Source organism: Burkholderia sp. HI4860, assembly GCF_002223045.2.
Taxonomy (GTDB): Bacteria; Pseudomonadota; Gammaproteobacteria; order Burkholderiales; family Burkholderiaceae; genus Burkholderia.
Window position 1 is genome coordinate 2,309,883 of sequence record NZ_NKFO02000001.1, and the last position, 26,924, is coordinate 2,336,806.

At 68.8% G+C, this 26,924-nt stretch carries 21 protein-coding genes; 8 read left to right on the forward strand and 13 right to left on the reverse strand.

Going from position 1 to position 26,924, the window contains the following annotated elements; translation table 11 throughout:
• The first annotated feature begins 3 nt into the window (after positions 1 to 3).
• The 3 genes from CFB34_RS10315 to CFB34_RS10325 all read left to right on the forward strand — a co-directional run bounded on the left by CFB34_RS10315 (position 4) and on the right by CFB34_RS10325 (position 2,901).
• Positions 4 to 1,113 (forward strand): NADH:flavin oxidoreductase/NADH oxidase, encoded by a 1,110-nt coding sequence (locus CFB34_RS10315; RefSeq protein WP_089442582.1) that lies wholly within the window; start codon positions 4 to 6, stop codon positions 1,111 to 1,113.
• A gap of 128 nt (positions 1,114 to 1,241) precedes the next feature.
• On the forward strand, positions 1,242 to 2,312 hold the full coding sequence (locus CFB34_RS10320; protein ID WP_089442581.1) for an AI-2E family transporter: 1,071 nt from the start codon (positions 1,242 to 1,244) through the stop codon (positions 2,310 to 2,312).
• Positions 2,313 to 2,526: 214 nt separating this feature from the next.
• A complete protein-coding gene (locus CFB34_RS10325) occupies positions 2,527 to 2,901 on the forward strand; it encodes a hypothetical protein (protein ID WP_089442751.1) in 375 nt (124 codons plus the stop codon).
• A 27-nt stretch (positions 2,902 to 2,928) separates the two neighbouring features.
• Here the strand turns inward: CFB34_RS10325 and CFB34_RS10330 are convergent, their stop codons facing one another.
• The gene (locus CFB34_RS10330) at positions 2,929 to 3,723 is read right to left on the reverse strand and encodes an SDR family NAD(P)-dependent oxidoreductase (protein ID WP_089442580.1); all 795 of its coding nucleotides are present in this window, start codon (positions 3,721 to 3,723) and stop codon (positions 2,929 to 2,931) included.
• A gap of 176 nt (positions 3,724 to 3,899) precedes the next feature.
• Here CFB34_RS10330 and CFB34_RS10335 point away from each other — a divergent pair, with 176 nt between their 5' ends.
• On the forward strand, positions 3,900 to 4,745 hold the full coding sequence (locus CFB34_RS10335; protein WP_089442579.1) for an AraC family transcriptional regulator: 846 nt from the start codon (positions 3,900 to 3,902) through the stop codon (positions 4,743 to 4,745).
• A gap of 10 nt (positions 4,746 to 4,755) precedes the next feature.
• Here CFB34_RS10335 and CFB34_RS10340 read toward each other — a convergent pair whose 3' ends face one another.
• The 7 genes from CFB34_RS10340 to CFB34_RS10370 all read right to left on the reverse strand — a co-directional run bounded on the left by CFB34_RS10340 (position 4,756) and on the right by CFB34_RS10370 (position 14,551).
• The gene (locus CFB34_RS10340) at positions 4,756 to 5,343 is read right to left on the reverse strand and encodes a LysE family translocator (protein ID WP_089442578.1); all 588 of its coding nucleotides are present in this window, start codon (positions 5,341 to 5,343) and stop codon (positions 4,756 to 4,758) included.
• Between the two features lie 104 nt (positions 5,344 to 5,447).
• Positions 5,448 to 6,887, reverse strand: coding sequence for a heavy metal sensor histidine kinase (locus tag CFB34_RS10345; RefSeq protein WP_089442577.1), 1,440 nt, complete (start codon positions 6,885 to 6,887; stop codon positions 5,448 to 5,450).
• The gene (locus CFB34_RS10350; RefSeq protein WP_011355331.1) at positions 6,884 to 7,579 is read right to left on the reverse strand and encodes a heavy metal response regulator transcription factor; all 696 of its coding nucleotides are present in this window, start codon (positions 7,577 to 7,579) and stop codon (positions 6,884 to 6,886) included. Before CFB34_RS10350 ends, CFB34_RS10345 begins: the two co-directional genes overlap by 4 nt.
• Before the next feature lie 28 nt (positions 7,580 to 7,607).
• The gene (locus CFB34_RS10355) at positions 7,608 to 9,137 is read right to left on the reverse strand and encodes an efflux transporter outer membrane subunit (protein WP_089442576.1); all 1,530 of its coding nucleotides are present in this window, start codon (positions 9,135 to 9,137) and stop codon (positions 7,608 to 7,610) included.
• Entirely contained in the window at positions 9,134 to 10,363 is a 1,230-nt protein-coding gene (locus CFB34_RS10360) for an efflux RND transporter periplasmic adaptor subunit (RefSeq protein ID WP_089442575.1), read from the reverse strand. The genes CFB34_RS10355 and CFB34_RS10360 overlap by 4 nt, the downstream gene beginning before the upstream one ends.
• A gap of 36 nt (positions 10,364 to 10,399) precedes the next feature.
• Positions 10,400 to 13,567: an efflux RND transporter permease subunit gene (locus CFB34_RS10365; protein ID WP_089442574.1), complete on the reverse strand. Its 3,168-nt coding sequence runs from the start codon at positions 13,565 to 13,567 to the stop codon at positions 10,400 to 10,402.
• Between the two features lie 228 nt (positions 13,568 to 13,795).
• Positions 13,796 to 14,551: a Crp/Fnr family transcriptional regulator gene (locus CFB34_RS10370; RefSeq protein WP_179243730.1), complete on the reverse strand. Its 756-nt coding sequence runs from the start codon at positions 14,549 to 14,551 to the stop codon at positions 13,796 to 13,798.
• 168 nt (positions 14,552 to 14,719) lie between these two features.
• Between CFB34_RS10370 and CFB34_RS10375 the strand changes: the two genes are divergently transcribed.
• The gene (locus CFB34_RS10375; protein ID WP_089442573.1) at positions 14,720 to 16,375 is read left to right on the forward strand and encodes an acyl-CoA synthetase; all 1,656 of its coding nucleotides are present in this window, start codon (positions 14,720 to 14,722) and stop codon (positions 16,373 to 16,375) included.
• A gap of 36 nt (positions 16,376 to 16,411) precedes the next feature.
• Here the strand turns inward: CFB34_RS10375 and CFB34_RS10380 are convergent, their stop codons facing one another.
• From CFB34_RS10380 to CFB34_RS10395, 4 genes are all read right to left on the reverse strand, one after another.
• On the reverse strand, positions 16,412 to 18,394 hold the full coding sequence (locus tag CFB34_RS10380) for a methyl-accepting chemotaxis protein (protein ID WP_089442572.1): 1,983 nt from the start codon (positions 18,392 to 18,394) through the stop codon (positions 16,412 to 16,414).
• A 158-nt stretch (positions 18,395 to 18,552) separates the two neighbouring features.
• A complete protein-coding gene (locus CFB34_RS10385) occupies positions 18,553 to 18,984 on the reverse strand; it encodes a YqaA family protein (protein WP_089442571.1) in 432 nt (143 codons plus the stop codon).
• Between the two features lie 61 nt (positions 18,985 to 19,045).
• Positions 19,046 to 20,221: a voltage-gated potassium channel protein gene (gene kch / locus CFB34_RS10390; RefSeq protein WP_089442749.1), complete on the reverse strand. Its 1,176-nt coding sequence runs from the start codon at positions 20,219 to 20,221 to the stop codon at positions 19,046 to 19,048.
• A 122-nt stretch (positions 20,222 to 20,343) separates the two neighbouring features.
• A complete protein-coding gene (locus CFB34_RS10395) occupies positions 20,344 to 20,991 on the reverse strand; it encodes a LysE family translocator (RefSeq protein ID WP_089442570.1) in 648 nt (215 codons plus the stop codon).
• Positions 20,992 to 21,274: 283 nt separating this feature from the next.
• Here CFB34_RS10395 and CFB34_RS10400 point away from each other — a divergent pair, with 283 nt between their 5' ends.
• Entirely contained in the window at positions 21,275 to 21,757 is a 483-nt protein-coding gene (locus CFB34_RS10400) for an Lrp/AsnC family transcriptional regulator (protein ID WP_021159229.1), read from the forward strand.
• Positions 21,758 to 22,606: 849 nt separating this feature from the next.
• Here the strand turns inward: CFB34_RS10400 and CFB34_RS10405 are convergent.
• Positions 22,607 to 24,256: an IclR family transcriptional regulator C-terminal domain-containing protein gene (locus CFB34_RS10405; RefSeq protein ID WP_089442568.1), complete on the reverse strand. Its 1,650-nt coding sequence runs from the start codon at positions 24,254 to 24,256 to the stop codon at positions 22,607 to 22,609.
• A 177-nt stretch (positions 24,257 to 24,433) separates the two neighbouring features.
• Between CFB34_RS10405 and CFB34_RS10410 the strand changes: the two genes are divergently transcribed.
• Both CFB34_RS10410 and CFB34_RS10415 read left to right on the forward strand, forming a co-directional pair.
• Entirely contained in the window at positions 24,434 to 25,393 is a 960-nt protein-coding gene (locus tag CFB34_RS10410; protein ID WP_089427583.1) for an MBL fold metallo-hydrolase, read from the forward strand.
• A gap of 179 nt (positions 25,394 to 25,572) precedes the next feature.
• Positions 25,573 to 26,922, forward strand: coding sequence for an MFS transporter (locus CFB34_RS10415; RefSeq protein WP_089442567.1), 1,350 nt, complete (start codon positions 25,573 to 25,575; stop codon positions 26,920 to 26,922).
• Positions 26,923 to 26,924 lie beyond the last annotated feature (2 nt).

The following is a 26,924-nucleotide window of genomic DNA, read 5'->3' on the forward strand; positions in this document are numbered from 1 at the left end:
TGGATGTCTGCCCTGTTCGAACCGTTCAAACTCAAGGATGTCACGCTGCGCAACCGCATCGCGGTGCCGCCGATGTGCCAGTACGTCGCGGAAGAGGGCGTCGTCAACGACTGGCATCACGTGCATCTGGCCGGCATCGCGCGTGGCGGTGCGGGCCTCGTGATCGCCGAGGCGACGGCCGTGTCGCCGGAAGGGCGCATCACGCCGGGTTGCGCGGGGCTGTGGAACGATGCGCAGGCCGAAGCGTTCGCGCCGTCGGTCGCGGCGATCAAGGCGGCCGGCGCGGTGCCCGGCATCCAGATCGCGCACGCGGGCCGCAAGGCGAGCGCGAACCGTCCGTGGGAAGGCGACGACCATATCGCCGACGGCGATCCGCGCGGCTGGCAAACCATCGCGCCGTCGGCCGTGCCGTTCGGCGCGCACCTGCCGAAGACGCCGCGCGCGATGACGCGCGACGACATCGCACGCGTGCAGGCCGACTTCGTTGCGTCGGCGAAGCGCGCGCGCGACCTGGGCTTCGAGTGGCTCGAGCTGCACTTCGCGCACGGCTATCTCGGCCAGAGCTTCTTCTCGGTGCATGCGAACCAGCGTGACGACGAATACGGCGGCTCGGCCGAGAACCGCGGCCGCTTCCTCGTCGAGACGCTGGCGGCCGTGCGCAAGGTGTGGCCGGAGCATCTGCCGCTGACCGCGCGCTTCGGCGTGATCGAGTACGACGGCCGCGACGAGGAGACGCTCGCCGAGTCGATCGCGCTCACGCAGCGGCTGAAACGGGAAGGGCTCGACATGCTGAGCGTGTCGGTCGGTTTCTCGACGCCCGACGCGCAGATCCCGTGGGGCCCGGCGTTCCTCGCGCCGATCGCCGAGCGCGTGCGCCGCGAGGCCGGGCTGCCGGTGTCGTCCGCGTGGGGGATCGACACGCCGCAACTGGCGAACCGCGTGGTGGCGGAGGAACAGCTCGATCTCGTGATGGTCGGCCGCGCGCATCTGGCCGACCCGCACTGGCCGTACTACGCGGCCAAGCAACTTGGCGTGGAGCGTCCGTCGTGGACGCTGCCCGCGCCGTACGCACACTGGCTCGAGCGTTACCGGAGCGCCGACAAGGTGGCCTGAGCGGGCGGGGCGCCGGGGCAGCGCGCGCATTACATGCGCCGCCGATCCGGCGCCGATGGATAGAATGGCGGTTCGCGCAGGCCGGTTGCCTGCGCGAACCGCCATTTTTTCTTTTCGACAGAGGTGCCATGGCCGCACATGTCCCGTCGTCTCCCGAGCCCGCCGCACGGCCGCGCACGCAGCAGATCTCCCGCGCCGTGCTGGTGGCGGCGCTGCTGGTCATCGCGCTGTGGGTGATCCGCGATTTCATTCCCGCCATCGCATGGGCCTGCGTGATCGCCATCGCGATGTGGCCGATGCTGAAGCGCTTCGAATCGCACCGGCTGTTCCGCAACCGCCCGACGCTCACCGCGGTCGTCATCACGGCGGCGATCTCGTTGCTGGTCGTGCTGCCGGTGGCCGTCGCGGCGACCCAGGCGATCGGCCAGGTGCATGACCTGCGCGAGTGGCTGCGCACGATCCAGGAAAACGGCATCCCGGTGCCGGACGTGGTCGCGAGGCTGCCTTACGGCGCGGCGCAGATCACCGAATGGTGGCAGGCCAACCTCGCCCATCCGCTGCATGCGGCCACCGCGATGCACGGCGTCAACAGCGAGAAATTCCTCGCGTTCGGGCGGCAGTTCGGCACCAAGCTCGCGCACGCGCTGCTCGAATTCGGCTTCATGCTCGTCACGCTGTTCGTGATCCTGCGCGCCGGCCACAAGCTGTCGGGGGCATTGCTGCAGGGCGCACGGCGCGCGTTCGGGCGCAGCGGCGCGGAGCTGATCGAGCGGATGGTCGCGGCCGTGTTCGGCACGGTGACGGGGCTCGTCGTCGTCGGGCTCGGCGAGGGCGCGCTGCTCGGTATCGCGTATGCGCTCGCCGGCGTCCCGCATGCGGCGCTGCTCGGCCTCGTCACGGCCATCGCCGCGATGCTGCCGTTCTGCGCGCCTGTCGTGTTCTGCGGCGCGGCGCTCTGGCTGTTCGTGCAGGGCGCGACCATGTGGGCGATCGTGGTGGCCGTGCTCGGGTTCGTCGTCGTGTTCGTCGCCGAGCACTTCGTGCGGCCGGTGCTGATCGGCAGTTCCGCGCGGCTGCCGTTCCTGCTGGTGCTGTTCGGCATCCTCGGCGGTGCCGAGACGTTCGGGCTGATCGGGCTGTTCGTCGGCCCCGCGCTGATGACGGTGCTGACGATGCTGTGGGCCGAATGGATTGCATGACGATGCGTGCCGAGGCGGCGGCATGAAGCGACGGTACGGATGCGCGTTCAGGCGCGCATCGGCCGCCGCGACGGGTGCCGATCACGCGTGTGCCGGAGCATGCAACGCAAGGATTCGGATAAAGATCTCTACATTTCTTTTCGATCCGGACCCAAAGGTCGAGTAGCATGGGGCTTTCGATTACGCCGGCATGGCGCGGCCGATTTTCCCAAGCATGCGATTGATTACGATGTCCCGTCCCGCAGCGACGCTGTCCCTGGCCGCCAGCTGCCTGATGTTGCACGGTTGCGCGTGGTTCGACTCGTGGCTGCCGTTCTCGTATTCGCGCACGCCGCTCGCGAGGGCCGCGTCGCGGCACGGCGCGACGCGCGCCGATGTCGTCCGGGCCGCCGGCAATCCGCGCAGCGTGTGGATGGTCCGCAACGGCAACGGCGTCTGCTACAACTACTTCATCGAGCACGGCAACGATCACCGCGAGTATTTCGTCGTGTTCGACAGGGCCGGCGTCGTCACGCAATACGGCTTCGATTCCTGCATGAACGCCGACCGCAAGGGCACGCTCCAGCCGGGCAAGGCCGCGTCGCGCTAGCGCGGCGGCGGCCTTGCCCGTTCGCCGTTACGCGATCGTGTCGACCACGCCGCCGTCCACCCGCAACGCGGCGCCCGTCGTTGCCGACGCGAGCGGCGAGCACACGTAGACCACCAGGTTCGCGACTTCCTCCGGCGTCGCCGGCCGCTGGATGATCGAGCTCGAGCGCTGGCTGCGCACGAAATCCACGGCCACGTCCTCGACGCTGCGGCCGGTTTCGTCGGCCGTTTCCTTCAGCAGCGCCCGCACGCCGTCCGACATCGTCGGCCCCGGCAGCACCGAGTTGACCGTCACGTTCGTGCCGGCCGCGAGCTTCGCGAGGCCGCGTGCGATCGACAGCTGCGCGGTTTTCGTGAAACCGTAATGAATCATGTCGACCGGGATGTTCAGGCCGGATTCCGACGAAATGAACACGACGCGCCCGGCGTTGCGTTCGATCATCCCCTTCAGGTAATGCCGCGCGAGGCGCACGCCGGACATCACGTTCATCTGGAAGTAATGTTCCCACTCGGCGTCGTCGATGTCGAAGAACGCCTTCAGGCCGTAGATGCCCGCATTGTTGACGAGGATGTCGGCCGCGCTCGTGTGCTGCGTGACGCGCGCAACGCCGGCGGCATCGGACAGGTCGGCCGCGACGCCGTCGAAGTCCGCATCGGGGACGGCGGCGCGCAGATGCGCGAGCGCGGACTGCACCGACGCATCGCTGCGGCCGTTGACGACGACGCGCGCACCGGCGCGCGCGAGCCCTTCGGCGATCGCGAGCCCGATGCCGGCGGTGGAGGCGGTGACGACCGCGGTCTTGCCTTTCAGATCGATATGCATGTGCGTGACGGGAGAGGGGTGAACGGGATCCGCCGCGGGTGCTGCAGCGGGCGGAATTCAAAGCTTAGGCGAAACGGCGCGATCCGGTATGGAAGCTGCGATCCGCCGATCCGGTTGCGCGGCGCCGCACAGTCTTGTACGGTGAGCGTTCGCCGTCCGAACCGGGAGCCCGCCGCGTGAGCCGTACCGCCAACCGATCCGTCGTCCCGTCGCCGTTCTGGCGGGATGCCGCGCTGCCGTTCATCGAGGCGCGCACCGTCGACGACGGCCGCGCGATCTGTTACGCGAAGCACACGCACGACACGTTTTCGGTGGGCGCGATCGTCGGCGGCACGAGTACCTACGTGAACGGCGCGACGAACGCGCACGTCGGGCGCGGCGTGCTCGTGATCATCGATCCGGAACAGGTGCATGCGTGCAATCCGTATGGCTCCGACGCATGGGCGTACCGGATGGTCTATGTCGACGTGCCGTGGCTCGCGCGGCTTCAGCATTCGCTGGGCCGCGATCCGAACAGCGATTTTCACGGTTTTTCGCAGAAGTTAACGGAGCGGCACGACCTGTTCGCGCAATTTGGCGGCTTCTACCGCACCCTCGTCGCGCCCGGCGTCGATCCGCTCGGCAAGGAGAGCGCGGCGGTCGAGTTCTTCACGGCGTTGCACGGCGCGCTCGATCGCGACCTGCCCGGCCCGCGCGTCGGCGACGACAATGCCCGGCTCGCGCGCGCGGCCGACTACATCGCCGCGCATTGCCGCGAGGGCGTCACGCTCGATGCGATCTGCGCGGCGGCCGATCTGTCGCCGTCGTACCTGATCCGCGCGTTCAACGCCCGCTACGGGATGACGCCGCATGCGTTCCTGATCGATCGCCGCGTGCAGTACGGTCGCACGGAGCTGCGCCGCGGCCGGCCGATCGCCGACGTCGCGCTGGACGCGGGCTTCGCCGACCAGGCCCATTTCCAGCGCGCGTTCCGGCGGATTGCAGCCGCGACGCCCGGGCAATACCGCAGCGCGACGAGCTGAACGTCACGCGCTACACGTCGAGCAGGAACAGGGCGCTGCCCGCGAGCAGCAGCGCCATCAGCCGGTTGAACACGCGCATGTGCCGCGCGTTCGCCAGCCGGTGCCGCAGCGACGCGCCCGCATACGACCAGCACGCGATCGACGCGAAACAGATCACCAGGTACAGCGCGGCGAACTGCCAGACCTGCGTGCGGTCGCCATCGGCCGCATATGCGCCCATCGCGGCCACGCACGCGAGCCACGCCTTCGGATTCAGCCACTGCATTGCCGCGCCGGCCGCCGCCGACGGGCCGGCCACGTCCGGGTCGGCCGACAGCCGGCCGTCATCGAGCGCGAGCCGCAGCGCCATATACAGCAGGAACGCGATCCCCGACCACTGCGTGGCCGTCGTCAGCACCGGCCAGCGCGCGAGCGCCGCGTGCAGCCCGAGGCCGATCAGCAGGAACAGCGCGACGAAGCCGAGCGTCGCGCCGGCCGCGTAGCGCAGGCTCGCGCCGAGGCCGTGGCGTGCGCCGGCACTGAGCGCGACGATGTTGACGGGACCGGGGGTGATCGACGAGGCGAGCGCGAACGCGGCCATCGAAACCAGCATGCTCATTGGGTGTCTCCATGCGAAAGGTCGAAAGTCGCATCGAGACTACGGGCGCCGCGCGGGCCCGTATTGAAGAAAACTGCCCTCGTTGGACGGTCGCGCGGCCGCCGTCAGTGCAGCGCGCTCGGCGCGTGCGCCGGCCGGGTCTCGTGCCGGTCGGCCGGAGGCAGCGGGCCGCCGGCGCAGGGTTTCGTCGATACCGAGAAGCCGAACGTGTTGATGCCGCCCGAACACGCGACGAATACGCTGCCGCCGTGCATCTCGGCCACGGCCTTGACGATCGACAGCCCCAGCCCGTGGTTCTCCTTGCTGTTCGCGCGCGCTTCCTCGAGCCGGTAGAAGCGCTCGAACACGTGCGAGCGCCGGGCGGGATCGATCGGCTCGCCGGGATTCGCGACGGACACTTCGACCAGCGTGTCGCGACGCACGATCGTCACGCCGACCGTCGCGCCGGGCGCCGAGTGCTGGATCGCGTTGATCAGCAGGTTCGTCATCGCGCGGCGGAACAGCGACGGATCGACGGCCGCGCGCGCGTCGCCGTGCAGCTCGGCGCGCAACTGCGCTTCGTCGAGCGGGATTTCGAGGAAGTCGAGCATGCGCCGCACTTCGTCGGCGAGCGACACGTCCTTCAGGTCGGTCGCGCGTTCGCCGCGGTCGCTGCGCGACAGGAACAGCATGTCGTTGATGATCACGCGCAGCCGCTCGAATTCCTCGAGGTTCGACTGCAGCGTCCGCTCCATCCGCTCGACCGTGCGGTCGCGGCTCGTCAGCGCGACCTGGGTCTGGCCGATCAGGATGCTGATCGGCGTGCGCAGCTCGTGCGCGACGTCGGCGTTGAACGCCTCGAGCCGCGCGTAGGTTTGCTGGATGCGGTCGAGCGCACCGTTGAACGACGTGGCGAGGTCGCGCAGCTCGGGCGGCAGCGCGTCGGTCTGCAGCCGCTGGCGGCGATTCGCGAGGCTGATCGCGGAGGCGTCCTGCGACAGCCGGTCGAGCGGCGCGAGCCCGAAGCGGGCCACCGCGCGGCTCAGCAGCAGCGTGATGATCGTCGCGATCGTGATCAGCCCGGCGAGGGTCCAGCCGAAGCGGCGCAGCATCCGCTGCGTGCGCTCGCACGAGCTGGCGACGATCAGCTTCAGCGGCGGCCGCTCGCCGTTACCGGCCACCGTGACGGTCTTCGTCATCACGTCGTAGGTGCTGTGGTTCAGCGCATAGCGCTGGAACGCGCCGGACGGTGCGCCGACGGGCACGCCGTCGACGGGCGTGCCGAAGCGGAAATCCGGGTTCGGACTGTCGACCTGGTAGTGCGTCGAGCCGTCGGGCGGTTCGAGGTCGGCGAGCTTTTCCTGCATGAGACGCCCGCGCATGGCCGTGGTCGCATGCGACACGATCATCTCGGCCACCTTGGTGCGCGTGTCGAGCGTCGCGCGCAGCTCGGCGAACAGCTGGCGCTCCATGATCACGAACAGCCCGCAGCCCACCAGCGTGAACACGAGCAGCGACACGATGCCGAACATCGCCGACAGCCGCAGGACGATCGAGCGTTTCATGCGGGCCTCTCGGTGTCGCCGTCCTCGCGCGCCTCGAGCACGTAGCCCATGCCGCGGATCGTGTGCAGCAGCTTGTCGGTGAACGGGCCGTCGAGTTTCGCGCGCAGACGCTTGATCGCCGTTTCGACGACGTTCGCGTTGCTGTCGAAGTTCACGTCCCACACCAGTTCGGCGATGGTCGTCTTCGACAGCACCTCGCCGCTGCGGCGGGCGAGCACGCCGAGCAGCTGGAATTCCTGCGCGGTCAGGTCGAGCCGCGTGCCGTCGCGCGTGGCGCGGCGGCCGATCAGGTCGACGCGCAGGTCGCCGATCGAGATCAGCGTCGATTCCTGCACGCGGGCGCGGCGCGTCAGCGCGCGCAGCCGCTCGATCAGCTCGAGGAACGAGAACGGCTTGGTCAGGTAGTCGTCGGCGCCGCCGCGCAAGCCCCGCACGCGGTCGTCGACGCGGTCGCGCGCGGTCAGCATGATGACGGGCGTCTGCTTCTGCGCGCGCAGGGCCCGCAGCACGCCGAAGCCGTCCAGCTTCGGCAGCATCACGTCGAGCACGACCACGTCGTAGTCGAATTCGACGGCTTTCCACGCGCCGTCCTCGCCGTCGAGCGCGGTGTCGACGACCCAGCCTTCCTCGGTCAGGCCGCTCTTCAGGTATTCAACGACTTTCGGTTCGTCTTCGACGATCAGGACTTTCATGTGCGAATCCGTTGTCCGGGTAATCCGGTTAAGGGCGCGGGGGCGCCGCGGCCTGGGCCGCCGCCGGCGCTGCCGTGGCGACTTCGGCCGATGCGGGGCTGCCCGCGGCATGGCCATCCCAGCCGCCGCCCAGCGCCTTCGCGAGAAACACGACGAGCGCCGCGCGCTGGCCCTGGATCTGCACGGCCTGCCGCTCGCTCGTCAGCAACTGCTGCTGGGCCGTCAGCACGTCGATGAACGGCGTCAGGCCGCCCGCGTAGCGATCCTGCGCGAGCGACACGAGCTTGCGCGCATCGCCGACGGCGGCGGACGCCTGCTGCGCCGCCTCCGCGAGCACCGACAGGCCCGTGACCGCATTCTGCACCTCCTGGAACGCGGTGAGCACGGTCTGCCGGTAGCTGGCCTGCGCGGCGACGTAGCCGGCCTGCGCGAAATCGACGCCGGCTTTCAGCTTGCCGCCTTCGAACAGCGGCTGGCTGAGCGACCCGCCGACCGACCACAGCAACGCCGGCACGGTGAACAGGCCGGCGAAGCGCGTCGCGTCCCAGCCGATATCGGGCGACAGCGTGATACGCGGGAAATAGGCGGCGCGCGCGACACCGATCTGCGCATTCGCGGCGGCCATCGCGCGCTCGGCCGACGCGACGTCGGGCCGCCGCTGCAGCACGTCGCTCGGCAGGCCGGTCGGCAGCGCCGGCGCGTTGATGGGCACGACGCGCGGTGCGATCGAGAAGGCGGGGGCCGGTGTGCCGACCAGCGTCGCGATCGCGGTTTCGACCTGCACGCGCTGCTGGAGCAGCAACTGCGCCTGCGTGCGCGTCGCGTCGAGCTGCGCGCGCTGCTGCAGCAGGTCGAGGCCCGACACCGCGCCGAGATCGTGGCGCGCGCTCACGTAGTCGAGCGCCTTCTGCTGCAGGTCGATCGAGCGCTTGACGACATCGATCTCGGTATCGAATTCGCGGAGCGCGAAATAGCTCGACGCGAGATTGGCGGTCAGCACCAGGCGCGCGTTCGCGAAATCGTCGCCGGCCTGCTCGGTGCTCGCCTGCGCCGATTCGACGCTGCGCCGCACGCGGCCGAACAGGTCGAGTTCGTAGCTGACGGCCGCGCCGACCTGGATGTCGTTCTGCACGGTCGATGCGCTTTTCGTCGCGTAGTTGGTTTGCGGCCGGTCGGCGGAGATCTTGAAGCGCTGGCCGCTCGCATTCAGGCCGACGGCCGGATACTGCGCCGAGGCGACCGACGCGAGCGACGCCTGCGCCTGGTCGTAGCGCGCGGCGACGGCTTTCAGGGTCTGGTTGTTGCGCAGCGCGTCGGCTTCCAGCGCATCGAGCTGCGGATCGCCGAACGCGGTCCACCATGCCGGGTCGAGCGGCGCGCGGGCCGGCGCGGCCGGGTGCCAGTACGCATCCGCCGGGTCGAGCCGCCACGCGGCCGGCGTGTCGACGTCGGGCCGCGTGTAATCGGGGCCGACCGTGCAGCCGGCGAGCGCGACGGCGAGCGCAATCGACGTGATGGAGACGGCGGCAGGCCGCCGGCGCAGGCGCGTCGCGATCACGACTTCGCCTCCGCGGCGCCGGAGGCGGGCTTCGCGGCCGGCGCCGTGACGATCACCGGGTCGCCGTTCGCGAGCGCGTCGCTCGGGTTCGTGACCAGGCGGTCGTTCGGCGTGAGCGGGCCGTCGACTTCGAGCGTCTGCCCGATCGTGCGCACGACCGTCACCTGCTTCAGGCGTACCTGGCCGTTCGCGTCGACGGTGGCGACCGTCGGGCCTTCGGCGCGGAACAGCAACGTATTGGCCGGCACCTGCAGGCGGCCGACCGGCGTCATCGGCAACGTCGCCTGCACGTACGCGCCGGGCAGCAGCCGGCCGTCCGGGTTCGGCAGCGTGATCTCGATCTGCAGCGAGCGCGTCGCGACGTCGATCGCCTCCGACGTGCGCGTGACCGTCCCGTCGAAGGTCCGGCCCGGCAGCTCGGCCTGCGCGACGCTCACGTGCTGGCCGACCTTCACCTGCTGCGCATACGCCTGCGGCACCTGCACGTAGAGGCGCAGCCGGTCGGCCTGCACGACCGTGAACAGCGAGCGGCCCGCGTTGCCGGAACTGACGAGATCGCCCACGTCGACGTTGCGCTGCGTGACGATCCCGTCGATCGGCGCGGCGATCCGCTGGAAGCCTTTCAGCTCGGTGAGGCGGCGCATGTTCGCATCGGCCGCGGCGAGGTTCGCGGTGCCCTGGTTGAACGCGCCTTGCCGGTCGTCGAGTTCCTGCTGCGAGACGGCATCGCGCTGGCGCAACTGCTGCGCGCGGTCGAACGACGTCTTCGCGAGCGCGAGCGCGGCTTGTGCCTGCTGGCGCTGCGCGGTGGCCTGCGCGAGTTCCTGGTTCAGCTCGGGCGTGTCGAGTTCGGCAAGCGTCTGGCCCTGCTTCACGTGCGCGCCGATGTCGGCCTGCCAGCGCAGCACGTAGCCGCTCGCGCGGGCATAGATCGGCGCCTCGACGAAGCCGCGCAGCGTGCCGGGCAGCGTCAGCTTGCCGCCGGTGGCCGCATCGACCGGATGCGCGATGGTCACGTACTGGCGCGTGTTCTGCTCGGCGACCGCGTCGAGCCGGCTGTGGTTCAGCACGTTGACGACGATCGTGCGCGCCGCGCCGGCGGCCAGCAGCACGCCGATCACGACCAGGACGATTTTCCCGCGTCGCGACACCGACGACCGTGTCGGCAGGTGCATGCCGTGTTCGTCCACCTGGATGCCGACGGCGCTGTGATGTTTCTCTTCCATGAATTCAACCAAATCAACCGGGTAGTGGGACGAAAGTCAGTGGCCGGCCTGGCGTGCACGCCGGCGGGCCAGCCGCGCATGCACGCCGCCGAACACCAGCGGCACGAACAGCAGGGTCGACACGGTCGCGAACAGCAGCCCGCCGATCACCGCGCGGCCGAGCGGCGCATTCTGCTCGGCGCCTTCGCCGAGACCGAGCGCCATCGGCACCATCCCGATGATCATCGCGAGCGCCGTCATCAGCACCGGCCGGATCCGCGTCGCGCCGGCTTCCAGCGCGGCGGTGAGCGGCGGCGCGCCGTCCGCGAGGCGCTGGCGCGCGAACGACACGACCAGGATGCTGTTCGCGGTCGCGACGCCCACCGTCATGATCGCGCCCGTCAGCGCGGGCACGCTCAGGTGCGTGCCGGTGATGAACAGCATCCAGACGATGCCGGCGAGCGCGGCCGGCATCGCGCTGATGATGATCAGCGGGTCGAGCCACGACTGGAAATTGACGACGATCAGCAGGTAGACCAGCACGATCGCCATCGCGACGCCCGCGCCGAGGCCGATATACGACGTGCGCATCGTCTCGATCTGGCCGCGCATCGTCAGCTCGGTGCCGCGCGGCAGCGTCGCGTGCGCATCCGACACGATGCGGTCGATCTCGCCGGCCACCGCGCCGAGGTCGCGGCCTTCGACGCTCACGTACACGTCGATCGCCGGGCGGATGTTGTAGTGCGTGATCACGGCCGGGTTCGCGGTGCTGCGTACCTGCACGAGGTTGCCGAGCAGTTGCAGCGGCATGCCCGTGCGGCCGCTCGCCGAGATCGGCGTGCCGAGCAGGTCGTCGACCGACGCGAGGTTGTATTGCGGGGTCTGGATCTGCAGCGGGTACTGGACCCCGGAGCGCGGGTTGATCCAGAACGACGGCGTGGTCTGGGAACTGCCGGACAGCGAGATCAGCATGTTCTGCGCGACGTTCTGCGCGGAGAGATTGAGCTGCTGCATGCGCGTACGGTCCATGTCGGCCAGCAGGGTCGGTTCGTCGTTACGTTGCAGCACGTGCACGTCGACGGCGCCGGGGATTTGCCTGATCTTTTTCATCAGGCGGCTCGCGATAGTCATGTTACTCGCGAGATCGTTGCCGAGCACCTGCAGGTCGATTGCGGCCGGTTGGCCGAAGTTGAGGATCTGCGTGATGATGTCCGACGGCTGGAAGAAGAACTCGACGCCCGGGAAGCGCTCGGGCAGCACTTTGCGCAGCGCCTGCACGTAGTGCTGCGTCGCGCGGTGGCCGGGCTTCAGCGCGATCAGCAGCTCGCCGTCGAGCGTGCCGATCGTGCCCGCGTTGCTGTACGACAGGTTGATGCCGCTCACCGGCAGGCCGAGGTTGTCGACGAGCGCGCCGAGCTCGTCGGGCGGCACGGTCTCGCGGATCACGCGTTCGACCTGGTCGGCGAGGCGCGCGGTTTCCTCGATCCGGTAGCCGGTCGGCGCGCGCATGTGCAGCCGGATGTTGCCGGAATCCGCATTCGGGAAGAAGTCGCGGCCGAGCACGAACACGAGGCCCGTCGACAGCACGCAGAAGCCGAGGAAGCACATCGCGTAGAAGCGGCGGCGCACCAGCAGGATGCTGAGCAGCACGATGTACCACGCCCGCAGCCGCTCGAATGCCGCGTTGAACGCGTGATGGATGCGCGCGAAGCGCGACGTCGCATGGCCGGAGCCGGTGCTGGCCTGCTGCGGGCGGAACAGCAGCATCGCGAGCGTCGGCACCAGCGTGCGCGACAGCACGTACGACGCGAGCATCGCGAACACGACCGCTTCCGCGAGCGGCACGAACAGGAAGCGCGCGACGCCCGTCAGGAAGAACATCGGCACGAACACGATGCAGATGCACAGCGTCGACACGAACGCGGGCACCGCGATCTCGCCGGCGCCTTCGAGGATCGCGTCGTGCAGGTTGGTGCCGAGATGCAGGTGCCGCTCGATGTTCTCGATCGTCACGGTCGCATCGTCCACCAGGATCCCGACCGCGAGCGCGAGCCCGCCGAGCGTCATGATGTTGATGGTCTCGCCGAGCGCGGACAGCGCGATCAGCGACGTGAAGATCGACAGCGGGATCGAGATCGCGATGATCAGCGTGCTGCGCCAGTTGCCGAGGAACAGCAGGATCATCATCGCGGTCAGCACGGCGGCGATCAGCGCCTCGTGGATCACGCCCTGGACGGCCGCGTTGACGAATACCGACTGGTCGAACAGCGGCGTGATCGTGAGCCCTTCGGGCAGCGTCGGGATCACCTTCGGCAGCAGCGCCTTCAGGTCCGACACGACCTTGAGCGTCGACGCATCGCCGCTCTTCAGGATCGAGATGAGCACGCCGCGCTGGCCGTTCTGGCGCACGACGTTGGTCTGCGGCGCGAAGCCGTCGCGCACCGACGCCACCTCGCGCAGGTAGGTCGTCGCGCCGTTGATGGTCTGGACCGGCAGGCTGCTGATGTCGGCGATGGTGTCGGCCGACGCGTTCGTGTCGATCCGGTATTCGGTCTGGCCCATCTTCGCGGTGCCGGTCGGCAGCACGAGGTTCTGCGCGTTGACCGCGTTGACGATGTCGGCGGGCGTGAGCCCCTTCGACTGCAGCGCCTGCGGATCGAGGTCGATCGCGACCACGCGCGTGCGGCCGCCGTACGGGAACGGGATCTGCACGCCCGGCACCGTGATCAGTTGCGGGCGCAGGAAGTTGAGCGCGATGTCGGCGAGCGACTGTTCGCTGAGCGTCTTGCTCGACAGCCCGAGCTGGATCACCGGGATGCTCGACGCCGAATAGGTGATCACGAGCGGCGGCGTCGCGCCCTGCGGCATCTGCCGCACGATCGCCTGCGCGGACGAGACCGTCTGCGCGATCGCCGTCTGCACGTTCGCGCCCGGCTGCAGGAACACCTTCACGACGGCGATGCCGGGCAGCGACGTCGATTCGACGTGCTGGATGTTGTTGACGGTCGTCGTCAGGATCCGCTCATGCACGGACGTGATGCGGTTCGTCATCTCGGTCGCGGAGAAGCCGCTGTAATTCCAGATGACGCTGATCACGGGAATGTTGATCGCGGGCAGCACGTCGACCGGCGTGCGCATCAGCGCAAGCGGGGTGGCCAGCACGATCATGATGGCCATCACGATGAACGTGTAGGGGCGCTTGAGCGCGAGATTGACGATCCACATGGAGGCAGCGGGACGGGCGGTGATCAGGCGTGGATAAAGGGAACCCGAATGATAGGCGTCGGCGTGGAACGGGTTACTGTCGCGAAACTGGCGGAATTGTCAGGTTGACGCATCGCGCGCGATGGCCGATTCAGCAGAGGAAACGCGGTGCGGCGTGACGACCGGAAAACGGCCGTGATACCGGATGGAAATGCTGCGTCGATGGCGATTCCGTTCATCGGCGCGCGCTCAGATCTGCTCCATCCCGACGCGCGCGAGCGCACCGAGATCGACGACGTCGATCTGGTTGTACGCGAGCCGCAGCGCGCCGAGCTTCTCGAGCTGCTGCAGCGCCTGGTTGATGCGCTGTCGCGATACGCCGACGAGCATCCCCAGTTCTTCCTGCGAGATCGACAGCGACGGGCCGGTGTCCGGGTACAGGGCGGGGTTGAAGAGCTGCGCGAGCGCCTGCGCGACGCGTGCGTCGACGTCCAGCAGCCGGCTGTTCTGGATCGACGCGATGAACTCGCCCATCCGGTTATTCAGCTGGTGGATCACGAAGCGCGTGAACGGCAAGCTCGTGTCGAGCAACGCGTGGAACGTGTCGACCGGCACGAACAGCACGGTCGAGCGCTGGATCGCGACGACCTCGTACTTGCGCAGCTCGCGCTTGATCACGCTGCCTTCGCCGAACCAGCCGCCCGACGGCACGCCGGAGAACGTGCAGCCGCGCCCCGACGCATTGAAGATCGCGAGCTTCAGCAGCCCGCGGTGCACGCCGATCCAGTATTCGGAGGGCGCGAGCCGATGCGCGATCACGTCGCCGGCCTCGCACTGCTCGACGCGCGACTGCGCGAGCACGAGCGCCTGGTGCTCGGGCGCGAGCGTGCGGAACCACGCGCACTGGCCGAACAGCGTGGCCAGCGCCGGCAGCGGGCCCGGTTCGGGCAGCGCGTCGGCCGGGTGGGCGGGCGCGTCGGGCGATGCGGCGAGAGGGTCGTGCATGGGTGCGGGTTTGCGAGGATAGGGATAACGCGCAGCGCGTGAAAGGCACTCTGTCGTTTCGATGACAGACGGCTCACAATAGCGCCCGTTAGGCTGTCGGCAATTGAACCACATCAAAACGATCCGGGGTGGCTGCGCCCCGGTCGACAGGACACGGGAGACAGGATCATGACGCAGATGTTCGAGGCCGGACTCGGCCGCCGCGACGCGAATTACGTGCCGCTCACCCCGATCGACTTCCTGGTCAGGACGGCCGAAGTCTACGGCGAGCGCCTCGCGATCGTGCACGGCGACGTGCGCCGCACCTGGGGCGAGACCTACACGCGCGCGAAGCAACTGGCGAGCGCGCTCGCGCGGCTCGGCGTCGAGCGCGGCGACACGGTCGCGGCGATGCTGCCGAACATTCCGGCGATGGTCGAGGCGCACTTCGGCGTGCCGATGGCCGGCGCGGTGCTGAACACGATCAACACGCGGCTCGACGTGTCGTCGGTGCTGTTCATGCTGCGCCATGGCGAGGCGAAGGTGCTGATCGTCGACACCGAGTATGCGGAGTTCGCGCATCGCGCGGCGCTCGAGGTGCCGGGCCTGAAGATCGTCAGCGTGGCCGATGCGATGCCGGCCGATCCCGCCCGTTTCGCGGGCGCGACCGACTACGAGGCGCTCGTCGCGAGCGGCGACGCCGACTACGCATGGACCCCGCCTGCCGACGAATGGGAGGCGATCGCGCTGAACTACACGTCCGGCACGACCGGCGACCCGAAGGGCGTCGTCTACCACCATCGCGGCGCATATCTCGCGGCCGTCAGCAACCTCCTCGAATGGGACATGCCGAAGCACGCCGTCTACCTGTGGACGCTGCCGATGTTCCACTGCAACGGCTGGTGCTTCCCGTGGGCCGTCGCGGCGCGCGCGGGCGTGAACGTCTGCCTGCGCAAGTTCGATGCGAAGACGGTGTTCGACCTGATCCGCCGCGAACGCATCACGCATTACTGCGGCGCGCCGATCGTGCAGAGCGCGATCGCGAATGCGCCGGCCGAATTCCGCGAAGGCATCGATCACACGGTGCACGCGATGGTCGCGGGCGCGGCGCCCGCGCCGGCCGTGATCGCGAAGATGAAGGAGATCGGCTTCGACCTGCTGCACGTGTACGGGCTGACCGAGGTCTACGGCCCGGCGACCGTGTGCGCGAAACAGTCGCACTGGGAGACACTGAGCGACGACGAGCGCGCGCGGCTCAACGCGCGCCAGGGCGTGCGCTATCACCTGGAGGCGGGCGCGACGGTGCTCGACCCCGACACGATGGCGCCGGTGCCGGCCGACGGCGAGACGCTCGGCGAGATCATGTTCCGCGGCAACATCTGCATGAAGGGCTACCTGAAGAACCCGAAGGCGACCGACGACGCGTTCCACGGCGGCTGGTTCCATACCGGCGATCTCGCGGTGCTGATGCCGGACGGCTATATCCGGATCAAGGATCGCAAGAAGGACATCATCATCTCGGGCGGCGAGAACATCTCGAGCATCGAGGTCGAGGATGCGCTGTACCGGCACCCCGCGGTGGCGGTGGCGGCCGTCGTCGCGATGCCCGACCCGAAGTGGGGCGAGGTGCCGTGCGCGTTCGTCGAGCTGCGTGAAGGCGCGAGCGTGACCGAGGCGGAGATCGTCGCGCATTGCAAGGCGCTGCTCGCGGGCTTCAAGGTGCCGAAGGCCGTGCGGTTCGGCGAATTGCCGAAGACGTCGACCGGCAAGATCCAGAAGTTCCAGCTGCGCAATGCGGTGGGATCGGACAAGGCGATCGATCTGGCGGGCGACGACAAGAAGTAGGCGATGGGCCGGCCTTGGCCGGCCATCCGTGCTTCGTCACGCACTCCGCTCGAGCCGGAACACGCTGACCGCGTCCGACAGGTGCGCGGCCTGGTCGCGCAGCGCGACGGCCGCGCGTTCGGCATCCGAGATCAGCATCGCGTTCTGCTGCGTCGCGTCGCCGATCTGCGTGACGGCCAGGTTCACCTGCTCGATACCGGTCGACTGTTCGCGCGACGCGGCGCTGATTTCGCCGATCAGCGTGCTGACCTGGTCGACGCGCGCGACGATGTCGCGCATCGTGCCGCGTGCGGCCTCCGCGATCCGGTAGCCCTGTTCGACGGTCGTCGACGACTCGGCGCTCAGCGCGTCGATCTCCTTGACCGCCGCCGCACTGCGCTGTGCAAGTGCGCGCACTTCGGCCGCGACCACCGCGAAGCCCTTGCCGTGTTCGCCCGCGCGCGCCGCCTCGACGGCCGCGTTCAGCGCCAGGATGTTGGTCTGGAACGCGATGCCTTCGATCGTGCCCGTGATCTCGGCGATCCGGCGCGTCGCGCGGCCGATGTCGTCCATCGTCGCGACCACGCGCTGCACCGCGGCGTCGCCGTTCGTCGCGGCGGCCGACGCATCCGCGACCAGCGCATTGGCTTGCGCCGCATGCTCGGCACTCTGCTGCACGGCGGCGGTGATCTGTTCCATGCTGGCGGCCGTCTGTTCGACGCTGCTTGCCTGCGTCGCGATCCGCGCGGCGATGTCGCTACTGCCGGCGGCGATGTCGACCGTGCCGCGCGCGATGTCGGCGGAGCTGTTGCGCACCTGCGCGACGATCCGCGCGAGGCCGTCGCCGATCCCGTCGACCGCCTGCACGAGCCGGCCGATCTCGTCGTCGCCCGCCTGGCCGCGCGTGGCCGCGCCATCCCGGATGCGCACGCTGAGATCGCCCGCCGCATAGCGCTCGGAGGCCCGTGCCGCCGCATCGAGCGGCCGGCTCACGACGCGGCGTACCACGATGACGAACAGCGTCGCGAACGCGGCGACGAGCACGGCGCCGATCATCAGGAAGCGGTTGCGGGTGGCGCGCATGGTGGCGAGCAGTTCGTCGTCGAGCGCGATGCCGCCGACGAGCCACTGCCATTGCGGAATCGTCGTGAACGACACGAATTTCGCGGTCGGGCCGCCATCGTGCGCGGCCGGGTCGGTCGACGTGTATGCGAGCCGCCCCTGGCCGGCCGCGAGCATCTGCGCGTACGGCGCGCGGGTGTCGTCGGCACGCTGGCCGTCGGCATCCGGATGTACGACGAAGGTGCCGCGCGACGGGCCCTGCGACGCATCGAGCACGAAGTAGTAGCCGTTGTCGCCGATCTTCAGCGCGCGGATGCCGTCCTCGACGAGCTTGAGTTCGGCGCCGATCTCGAGGCCGACGAACAGCGCGCCGATCACGCGGCCGGTCGCATCGGTCACCGGCTTGTACTGCGTGATGTACGACCGGCCGAACAGCTTCGCGAGGCCCGTGTAGCTGCGTCCGGCGACGAGCGGTGCGTACGCGGGGCCGGCCCGGTCGAGTTTCGTGCCGACGGCACGCGCGCCGTCCTGCTTCTTCAGCGACGTCGTGATGCGCACGAAATCGTCGCCGTCGCGCGCGAAGATCGTCGCGATCGCGCCGCTTTTCTTCAGGAACTGGTCGGGAATCGAGTAGTCGAGGTCGAGCGGCTGGCCGCCCGCGAGCAGGGTCGGCGCGGCGACGCCGCCGATATCGACGGTGCGCGCCGGGTCGAGCGTGAAATCGGGCGGCAGGAAGCTCGCGAACAGCGACATCGAGCGGTTCGCTTCGGCGGTCAGCGCCTTGTCGAACAGGTCGACCATCGCGCGGATCGACTGTTCCTTGTCGACGATCCGCATGTGGGCTTCTTCAGCCAGTTGCTGGCCGGCGAAATGGGCGAGCGTCCACGCGAACACGGTAAACAGCACGGCGACGAGTGCGCACGCCAGCGCCGCGAGACGCGCGCCGACGCTCACCCGGCCCAATTGAGTCAATCTCATGGAACATCCTGAGTGGGGAGGGAGAGGGGGCGGAACGCACGCGTCACCGCTAGTCGTCCGGTTAATACGGCAACTTCGGCGAAATCTTTAGCGGCGCGTCGTCGATGGCAACGTTAGCCGGTGCGGCTGCCGCGGGGGCGGGCGACGGGAAGCGGGTGTCAGTGCGTCACGAGCCACGCGATCGCGAGATACCGCGCGACCTTCGCGACGGTGACGATCGCGAGGAACGACGGCAGCGGCTCGCGCAGCACGCCGGCGATCATCGTCAGCGGATCGCCGATCACGGGCGCCCAGCTCAGCAGCAGCGACCAGCGGCCGTAGCGCGCATACCAGCGCTCGGCGCGCGCAAGTGCGGCGGGCTTGACGGGAAACCAGCGGCGCTCGCGGAAGTGCTCGATGCCGCGCCCGAGCGCCCAGTTGATCACCGAGCCGGCAACGTTGCCGATGCTCGCGACGAGCACCAGCGCCCACACGGGTTCGCGTCCGGCGAGCAGCAGGCCGGCAAGCACGGCCTCGGACTGGAGCGGGAGCAGGGTCGCGGCGACCATCGACACGGCGAACAGGCCGCCGTAAGTGAGCAATTCGGACATCGCGCGATTGTACCGGGCACGCACCGGCCAATCCGGGGCTCAGGGTCGTGCGGTCACACGGTCATGCGGCGTCGGCCGTGCCGAACAGCAGGTGCGAGATCAGCGACTTGTCGACGGGTTCGTCGTTGAGCGTGCTGGCCAGGAGTTCGCCCGCGAGTTGCTGCGGCGAGAACACCATGTCGGGCTTCAAGAGGCGCAGCCGCTCGAGGTTGCGCTGCTGGTTCACGAGCGCGACCGTGCGCACCGACGGGGCGATCTCGCGGATCGCGAGGATGATGAAGGCGTTCTCGGCATCGTCGGAACGCAGCGCGAGCACCGCCCGCGCGGTCGCCGTGCCGGCGCGTTCCAGCACCGCGTGGTCGGTCGCATCGCCGACGATCAGGTCGGTCGCGGCCGGATAGTTGTGCTCGACGCCGGCCGGCACGACGACGGTCACCGCGTAGCCGCGCTTGCGCAGCCCGTCGTGCACCGCATGCGCGACGGGTGTCGCGCCGACGATCAGGTAGTGATGCTTGCGGATCACGTTCGAAATGCCTCCCTTGACGATCCGTTTCAGATTGCCGCCGATCACGGGGCCGACGACCGCGCTGATCGACGTCGCGAACACCGTGATGCCGAGCACGATCACCGACGCGGTGAACAGGCGGGCGGTCGGCGCGTGCGGAACGATGTCGCCGTAGCCCACCGTCGACATCGACACGATCGAGAAATAGACGGCCGTGGCGAGATCGTGGACGGGCGGCGTGAATTCGTCGCCGAGATACAGCACGCCGAAGGTCGCGTAGATCAGCAGCGACACGATGCTCAGCAACGCGAACAGGCTGCTTGCGGCGACGCTCGCGCGGTCGAAGTGCCGCCAGTAATACAGCAGCGCGACGACCAGCACGGCCGTATAGACGAACACCGCGTGGCTGCGATAGCCGCCGAGCACGCTGATCGCGGCGGCCGCGACCAGCAGCAGGATCGACAGCACCCACGCGACGCGGGCGCGCAGCACGATGCCGATGGCCATCGTCGCGAGGCCGGCCGCGACGACCACTTGCGGCAACACGACGAGCCCGGCGTTGTCGACGAGGTTCAGCGCATCGGCGAGCCACGCGTGATGCACGCCGAGCCTGGCATGCTCGATGACGGGGCGCAGCACCATGAGCGCGTCGAGCGCGAGGAGGAGAGCGAGATACCAGTGCAGGCCGATCGGCGCGAACAGGCGCCGCAGGCGGGAAGTGAGGAGCTTCATCCAGTCGCCCGGCTGGCCGGGCATGTCCAACGAAACAGCCGCTACCCTAAAGCATTCGGCAATCGGCTGCTTTTTCGAGGGGCGTGGCGGCGGCCGCGATGAAGCCGGCCGCCCGGCCGCTTTCAGTTCCAGCCGACCATGATCGCGCCCATTCCGACGAGCAGCCCGCCCGTCACGCGGTTCATCGCGCGCATCCTTGCGGGCCGCTGCAGCGCGCGGCTCAGCCGGTGCGAGAACAGCGCCATCGACGCGACGCCGCCCGCGAACAGCACCGCGAACGTCGCCGCGAGCAGCAGGAACTGCTGGTTCAGGCTCCAGTCGGCGCCGGGGCTGATGAACTGCGGAAAGAACGACGGGAAGAACAGCAGCGTCTTCGGATTCAGGCCCGAGGTCGCCACGCCGCGCCAGAACAGCGCGCGGTGCGAGTCGGTGTCGGGCGGGGCCATTCCGGCCGGCCCGGCCGAGGCGGCGGGTGCGCCGGCCGGCGTACGGCTGAGCCATTGCTTGCAGCCGAGCCACACGAGGTAGGCCGCGCCGGCCCAGCGCAGTACGGTCAGCGCGCGCTCGTCGAGATGCACGAGCGAATTCAGGCACAGCGCGGTCAGCCCGAGTTGCAGCAGCACGGCGAGCGTGCCGCCCCAGACGCACGGCAGCGCGCGGCGCCAGCCGGCGCGTAGCGCCTGGTTCATGGTGAGGAGGTTGACGGGGCCGGGGGCGTAGACGAGAACGGCGGAAGCCGCGAGAAACGAGAGGTAAAGCCTGAACGACATGACGGGTAGGGCAGGAACAGGAACACGGGCGCCGAAGCCGCGCGGCCGGATAGGCGCGCGGGCGGCGGGGAATCGCATGCCTGCCGGCCGGCACCGCAACTCGTGATTGCGGCCGTGCGTCCCGGTGCGAAGGGTTGTCGCGGGAACGTGCCGGACAGCAGGCATGGGTAAAAATATATCAAGGGGCCGGATTAAAAGGCTTCCGCTTTTCCACACAAACCGACACAAATCCGGAATGTCGTTCAGATAGAATCCCAGTTTCCAGTAGATGATTCTTTTTGCCATGGCCACACGTGAACGCTCGCCGAAAACGCTCGATAGCCAGGACCGCAAGATCCTCGGCGCCCTGCAGAAAAATGCGCGTCTGTCGAACGCCGAACTGGCCGAACAGATCGGCATGTCGACCACCGCGTGCTGGAACCGCACGCGGCAACTGGAGGTGGACGGCTACATCGACGGTTACGTCGCGCTCGTCAATCAGCGCAAGCTGGGCTATGCGGACATCGTGATTCTCGAAGTCACGCTCGATCGCCACGAGGACGACGCGCTCGCGCGCTTCGGCGAGGAACTCGCGGCGCTGCCCGAGGTGCTCGAGGCCTATCTCGTGTCGGGCGAGTACGACTACTGGATCAAGGTCGCGGTGGACGGCACGGCCGGCTACGAGCGGTTCCTGCGCGAAAAGCTGTACAAGATTTCGAGCATCCGTCACAGCCGCTCGATGTTCGCGCTGCGCTGCATGAAGGACGTCCCGTCGATTCAGGTCTGATGGGGGGCGGGGAAGCGTGTGCGACCGTCGTTGAAACGACGGCGCATGGGGCTGCGACTTTGCGCGGAGCAAGCCGGCAATCGGGAGAGGGGCCACGCAGAGGCGCGGTTCGGCGCCTGGGCCTGCCACGCGGATGAATCTTCCGTCCGCGGTGCTCCGGCGGATCTACGCGCTGGCGAGATAACAGTTGCCTGCCCGGGCAACCGGCAGACAAAACCGCGCCGAGGTTGATCGGCGCGGCATCGGCTTTAAAGCAACTTCAGAGCAACTTCAACGCGTGCCTGAAACGGGGGCGCGCATTCAACGGGACTACCCGGCCTGTTTCCGACGACTCGCCTTGCAACCCGTTGCCCGCCGCGGCAGCCTCATGGCGCGCGTCCGGGCAAGCGGATCGGGTGGGCATCGTGCGGCCAGCGCGGCTGGCGGCCGCGCCATTGCGCGTTCAGCGCGGCAGGCGTGCGTGTGCTTCAGCGATGACTTCGCAGTTCTCGAGGTGGAGTGCCCAAGCTTCTGCAATCAGCTCGCCCATACGTGCGAGCCAGCCAGCGGATTCGGTGGAACGGTCGGAGGTGTTAGACGTTTGCATGTCGAAGCCCCATATAGGTGGCGAGTTAGGGATAACCCTAATCATAGCGAAACACCTCCGCTCTGTGAAATGCGATTTCGTTATATGAGAATTCCTGACAGTTTATGTTGCCTCGATGCAACATGAATCGCGGTCGCGCGGGGCTTCATATCGATGTCACTTGATACGGCCATCCCGCCCCGGAAAGGCCCGGCGCGCACGCGTGACGAGGCTGCGCCTCGCGGCGCGGTCTGGCAGAGCGAAGAAAAGGAAAAAGGGGACGGCTATCCACCGATCCACCCGAACCGCCACGACAGCCGCCGCGTCGCGGCGAGCAACGCCTGCGCGAGCTCGCTGTCCGGCCCGCGCGGGAAGCCGCGCGACGAGCCGATGATCGCGATCACGAGCCGGATGCTGCCGGTGTGATCGAACACGGGCGCGGCGACCGTCCCGATGCCCGGCACCGGCGCATCGAACGCGAAATCGAGTTCGTCCGCGCGGATCGTCGCGAGCCGCGCGCGGAAGGCCGCGTCGGCCGGCGCGGCGGCGCGGCCCGCGAGGCGCACGGGCTCGTTGGCCAGCAGGTCGGCCAGTACGTCGTCGGACATGCCGGCCGCGAAGATCCGTCCGATCGCCGTATTGACGAGCGACATCACCGTGCCGACCTGCAGGCTCACGTGCTGCGGCCGCGCCGATTCCTCGAGGCGGATCACGGTCGGGCCGAGCGGCCCGAGCGTCGCGGCCGCCACGCTCATGTCGGTCGCGCCGGCCAGCGCGACGATCTCGGCTTCCGCGTCGCGCGTCGGCGACACGCGCTGCATCGCGATCAGGCCGAGCGCCTGCCCGAGCGGGCCGCCGCCGAAGCAGCCGGCGTCGTCGCGGCTCAGCAGGCCGATCTTCTGCAGGCTGACGAGATGCGGAAAGGCCTTCGCGGCCGGCATGCCGGCGGCCGCCGCGAGATCGCGCAGCGGTAGCGCGCGGCCCGCCGACACCAGCGCGAGCAGCAGTTCGCCGGTGCTGTCGAGCGCATTGATCCCGCGCTGCGCCTTCGCATCGTCGGCCAGTGCGGGCGGCACACGCGGGGTGGCCGGGGCCGGGCCGGACGCCGGCGGAGGCGCATCGTGCGCCGCGCCAAGCGACGCGGTGGCCAGCCGTGCGGCGTCGCGCAATGCCGTCGCGATCGGGCCGTCCCAGTCGACGTCGATCGAGCCCGTCGAACCGATCACCGTCAACGCGAGTTGCAGCGTGCCGTGCGCGTCGAACACCGGCACGCACATCGCGCTGACGCCGGGGCTTGGCAGGTCGACGCCGCGCTCGATACCGCGTGCGCGGATCGCGTCGAGTTCCGCCCGCGGCACGCCGGCGTCCGGCGCGGGCTGCTCGGCGCCCGCGAGCGTGGCGCCCGCGCCGGCCTGGCTGGCCGCCATCGCATCGAGTTGCGCGGGATCGCCGAACGCGCGGAACACGCGGCCGGTGGCCGTCGTGTCGAGCGACATCACCGAGCCCACATGCAGGTTCACGTGCAGCGGATAGCCGCCGTGCTCGATGCGCACGATCGTCGGCCCGAGCACGCCCGGCACCGACACCGCGACGCTCAGGCCGACCGCTTCCGCGAGCCGCGCCGCGTGCGGCAGCGCCGCGCGATAGGCCGGCTGGCGCTCGATCGACATCAGCCCGAGCCGCAGCGACAACGGGCCCGGCTCGTAGTTGCCGGTGATCGCATCACGCTTCACGAGCGCGAGCCGCGTCAGGCTGACGAGATAGGTGTGCGCCTGCGCGGTCGACAGGTCGGCCGCCGCGGCCAGCTCGGACAGGCCGAGCGGCTTGCGCCGGCGCGCGAGCGCGTCGAGCAGCCGGCCGCCGACCTCGACACTCTGGATCCCGCGCTGCGCCTTGGGCGGCGCGTCGTCTGCGCTGACTTCGTGGTTCTGCACGCGATGATTCTTCCGTTGACGAAACCCCGCATGGTATCCGACGCCATTTATCGCGCCAGCCCGCAGGTTTACCCTTATTAGACAATAGCAAGCGACTTTGTCATTGACAAATATTCGGCGCGGGAAGATGATCCGCTCACTCCCCTCAACACATGGCTCGCAGCCACGGAACGCAACATGGCCAAAGCATTCGCCTCCCAAGCCGATCTGGAAGAGAAGAAAGTCACCTGGACGAAGCTGTCCGAGAACGCCTACGCGTACACCGCCGAAGGCGACCCAAACTCGGGCGTGATCATCGGCGACGACAGCGTGCTGATCGTCGACACGACCGCGACGCCCGCGATGGCGCAGGACCTGATCGCGAAGATCCGCAGCGTGACCGACAAGCCGATCAAGCACGTGGTGCTGTCGCATTACCACGCAGTGCGCGTGCTCGGCGCGTCCGCGTATTTCGACGAAGGCGCGCAGCACGTGATCGCGAGCCGCGGCACGTACGAGATGATCGTCGAGCGCGGCGAGGCCGACATGAAGTCGGAGATCGAGCGCTTCCCGCGCCTGTTCGCGGGTGTCGAGACGGTGCCGGGCCTGACCTGGCCGACGCTCGTGTTCGAGCGCGAGATCACGCTGTTCCTCGGCAAGCTCGAAGTGAAGATCATGCACGTCGGCTCGGGCCACACGAAGGGCGACACGATCGTCTGGATTCCGTCGCAGAAGGTGCTGTTCTCGGGCGACCTCGTCGAATACGACGCCGCGTGCTACTGCGGCGACGCGCAGCTCGAACAATGGCCGGCCACGCTCGAGGCGCTGCGCGCACTCGGCGCCGAGAAGCTCGTGCCGGGCCGCGGCCCGGCGCTGCTGAACCCGGCCGACGTGAACAAGGGCCTCGACTACACGAAGGATTTCGTCACGACGCTGCTCGCGCAGGGCCGCAAGGCCGTCGAGCAGAAGCTCGACCTGAAGGCGTCGATGGCGCTCACGCGCGAAGCGATGGATCCGAAGTTCGGCCACGTGTTCATCTACGAGCACTGCTTGCCGTTCGACGTGTCGCGAGCCTTCGACGAAGCGAGCGGCATCACGCATCCGCGCATCTGGACCGCACAGCGCGACAAGGAAATGTGGGCCGCGCTGCAGGACTGAGCGGCTTGCACAGGCGGGGTGTCCGGCAGGGCGCTCCGCCTTTTTTCTGAAGCGGCGACGGGCCACGGCTTCCTGCCGGCTTTCCGTCCGCCGTATCCGATCTCACAAGAAAGCAGGGCGCACGTACGCCCTGGGAGACGGCTGCGCGCGCGAATCGCGCAGCCTGTTTGGAGAGAGACATGCCCCAATCGCTTCCCGCCGAAGCGACGCTCGCGCACGCGGGCGCTTCGGTTTCCGCTGCCGCCGCCACGGACGATGCGCTGCTGTTCCGCAAGATCGCGTGGCGAATCGTGCCGTTCCTGTTCCTCTGCTACGTCATCTCGTTCCTCGACCGGATCAACATCGGCTTCGCGCAGTTGCAGATGAAGCACGATCTCGGCTTCAGCGACGCGATGTACGGCCTCGGCGCCGCGGTGTTCTACGTCGGCTACGTGTTCTGCGAAGTGCCGAGCAACCTGCTGCTCGCGCGTTTCGGCGCGCGCCGCACCTTCACGCGGATCATGCTGCTGTGGGGCATCGCGTCGACCGGGATGATGTTCGTGTCGCAGCCGTCGCATTTCTACGTGCTGCGCTTCCTGCTCGGCGTGTTCGAAGCGGGCTTCTTTCCCGGCATCGTGCTGTACCTGACCTACTGGTTCCCCGCGAACCGGCGCGCGGCCGCGATCTCGGTGTTCTTCGCGGGCGTCGCGGTGGCCGGCGTGCTCGGCGGCCTGATGTCGGGCTGGATCATGCGCGACATGAGCGGCGTGCTCGGGCTGCACGGCTGGCAGTGGATGTTCGCGATCGAAGGCGCGCCGGCGATCCTGCTCGCGTTCGCCGCGTTCACGTTGCTGGTCGACCGGCCGCAGGACGCCACGTGGCTCACGCCGGATGAAAAAGCGCAGGTCGCCGCGCTGTGCGCCGACGGTGGCGGCCACGGCCACGCGCACGACGGGCGCAGCCTCGTGGCCGCGCTTGCGAACCCGCGCGTGTACCTGTTCGCGTTCATCTATTTCTCGCTGACCTGCGCGTCGCTGACGCTCAACTTCTGGATGCCGCTGATGATCCGCGACTTCGGCGTGACCGACGTCGTGGCCGTGAGCCTGTACACGGTGGTGCCGAACGCGGTCGGCGCGGTGGGGCTGATCCTGATCGCGCGCCGTTCGGACCGCACCGGCGAGCGCCGCAAGCACTTCGCGTGCTGCACGATCGGCGGCGGGCTCGCGCTCGCGGCGCTGACGCTGCACCTGCACAGCTTCGCGGCGATGCTCGCGTGCCTGTCGGTCGCGGCGACGCTGATCTTCGCCGCACTGCCGATCTTCTGGGCGGTGCCGACCCGCTACCTGCCGGGCAACGCGGCCGCGGCCGGGATCGCGCTGATCAGCAGCATCGGGATCACGAGCGGGATCGTCAGCCCGTGGGTGATCGGGATGATCCGCACGCGCACCGGCAGCATGGATCTCGCCGTGTATCTGCTGGCCGTGCTGCTGGTGGCGAGCGGCGTCGCGCTGATGCTCGGCGTGAAAGGCGAAGCCGCGCCGCGCGACTGAGC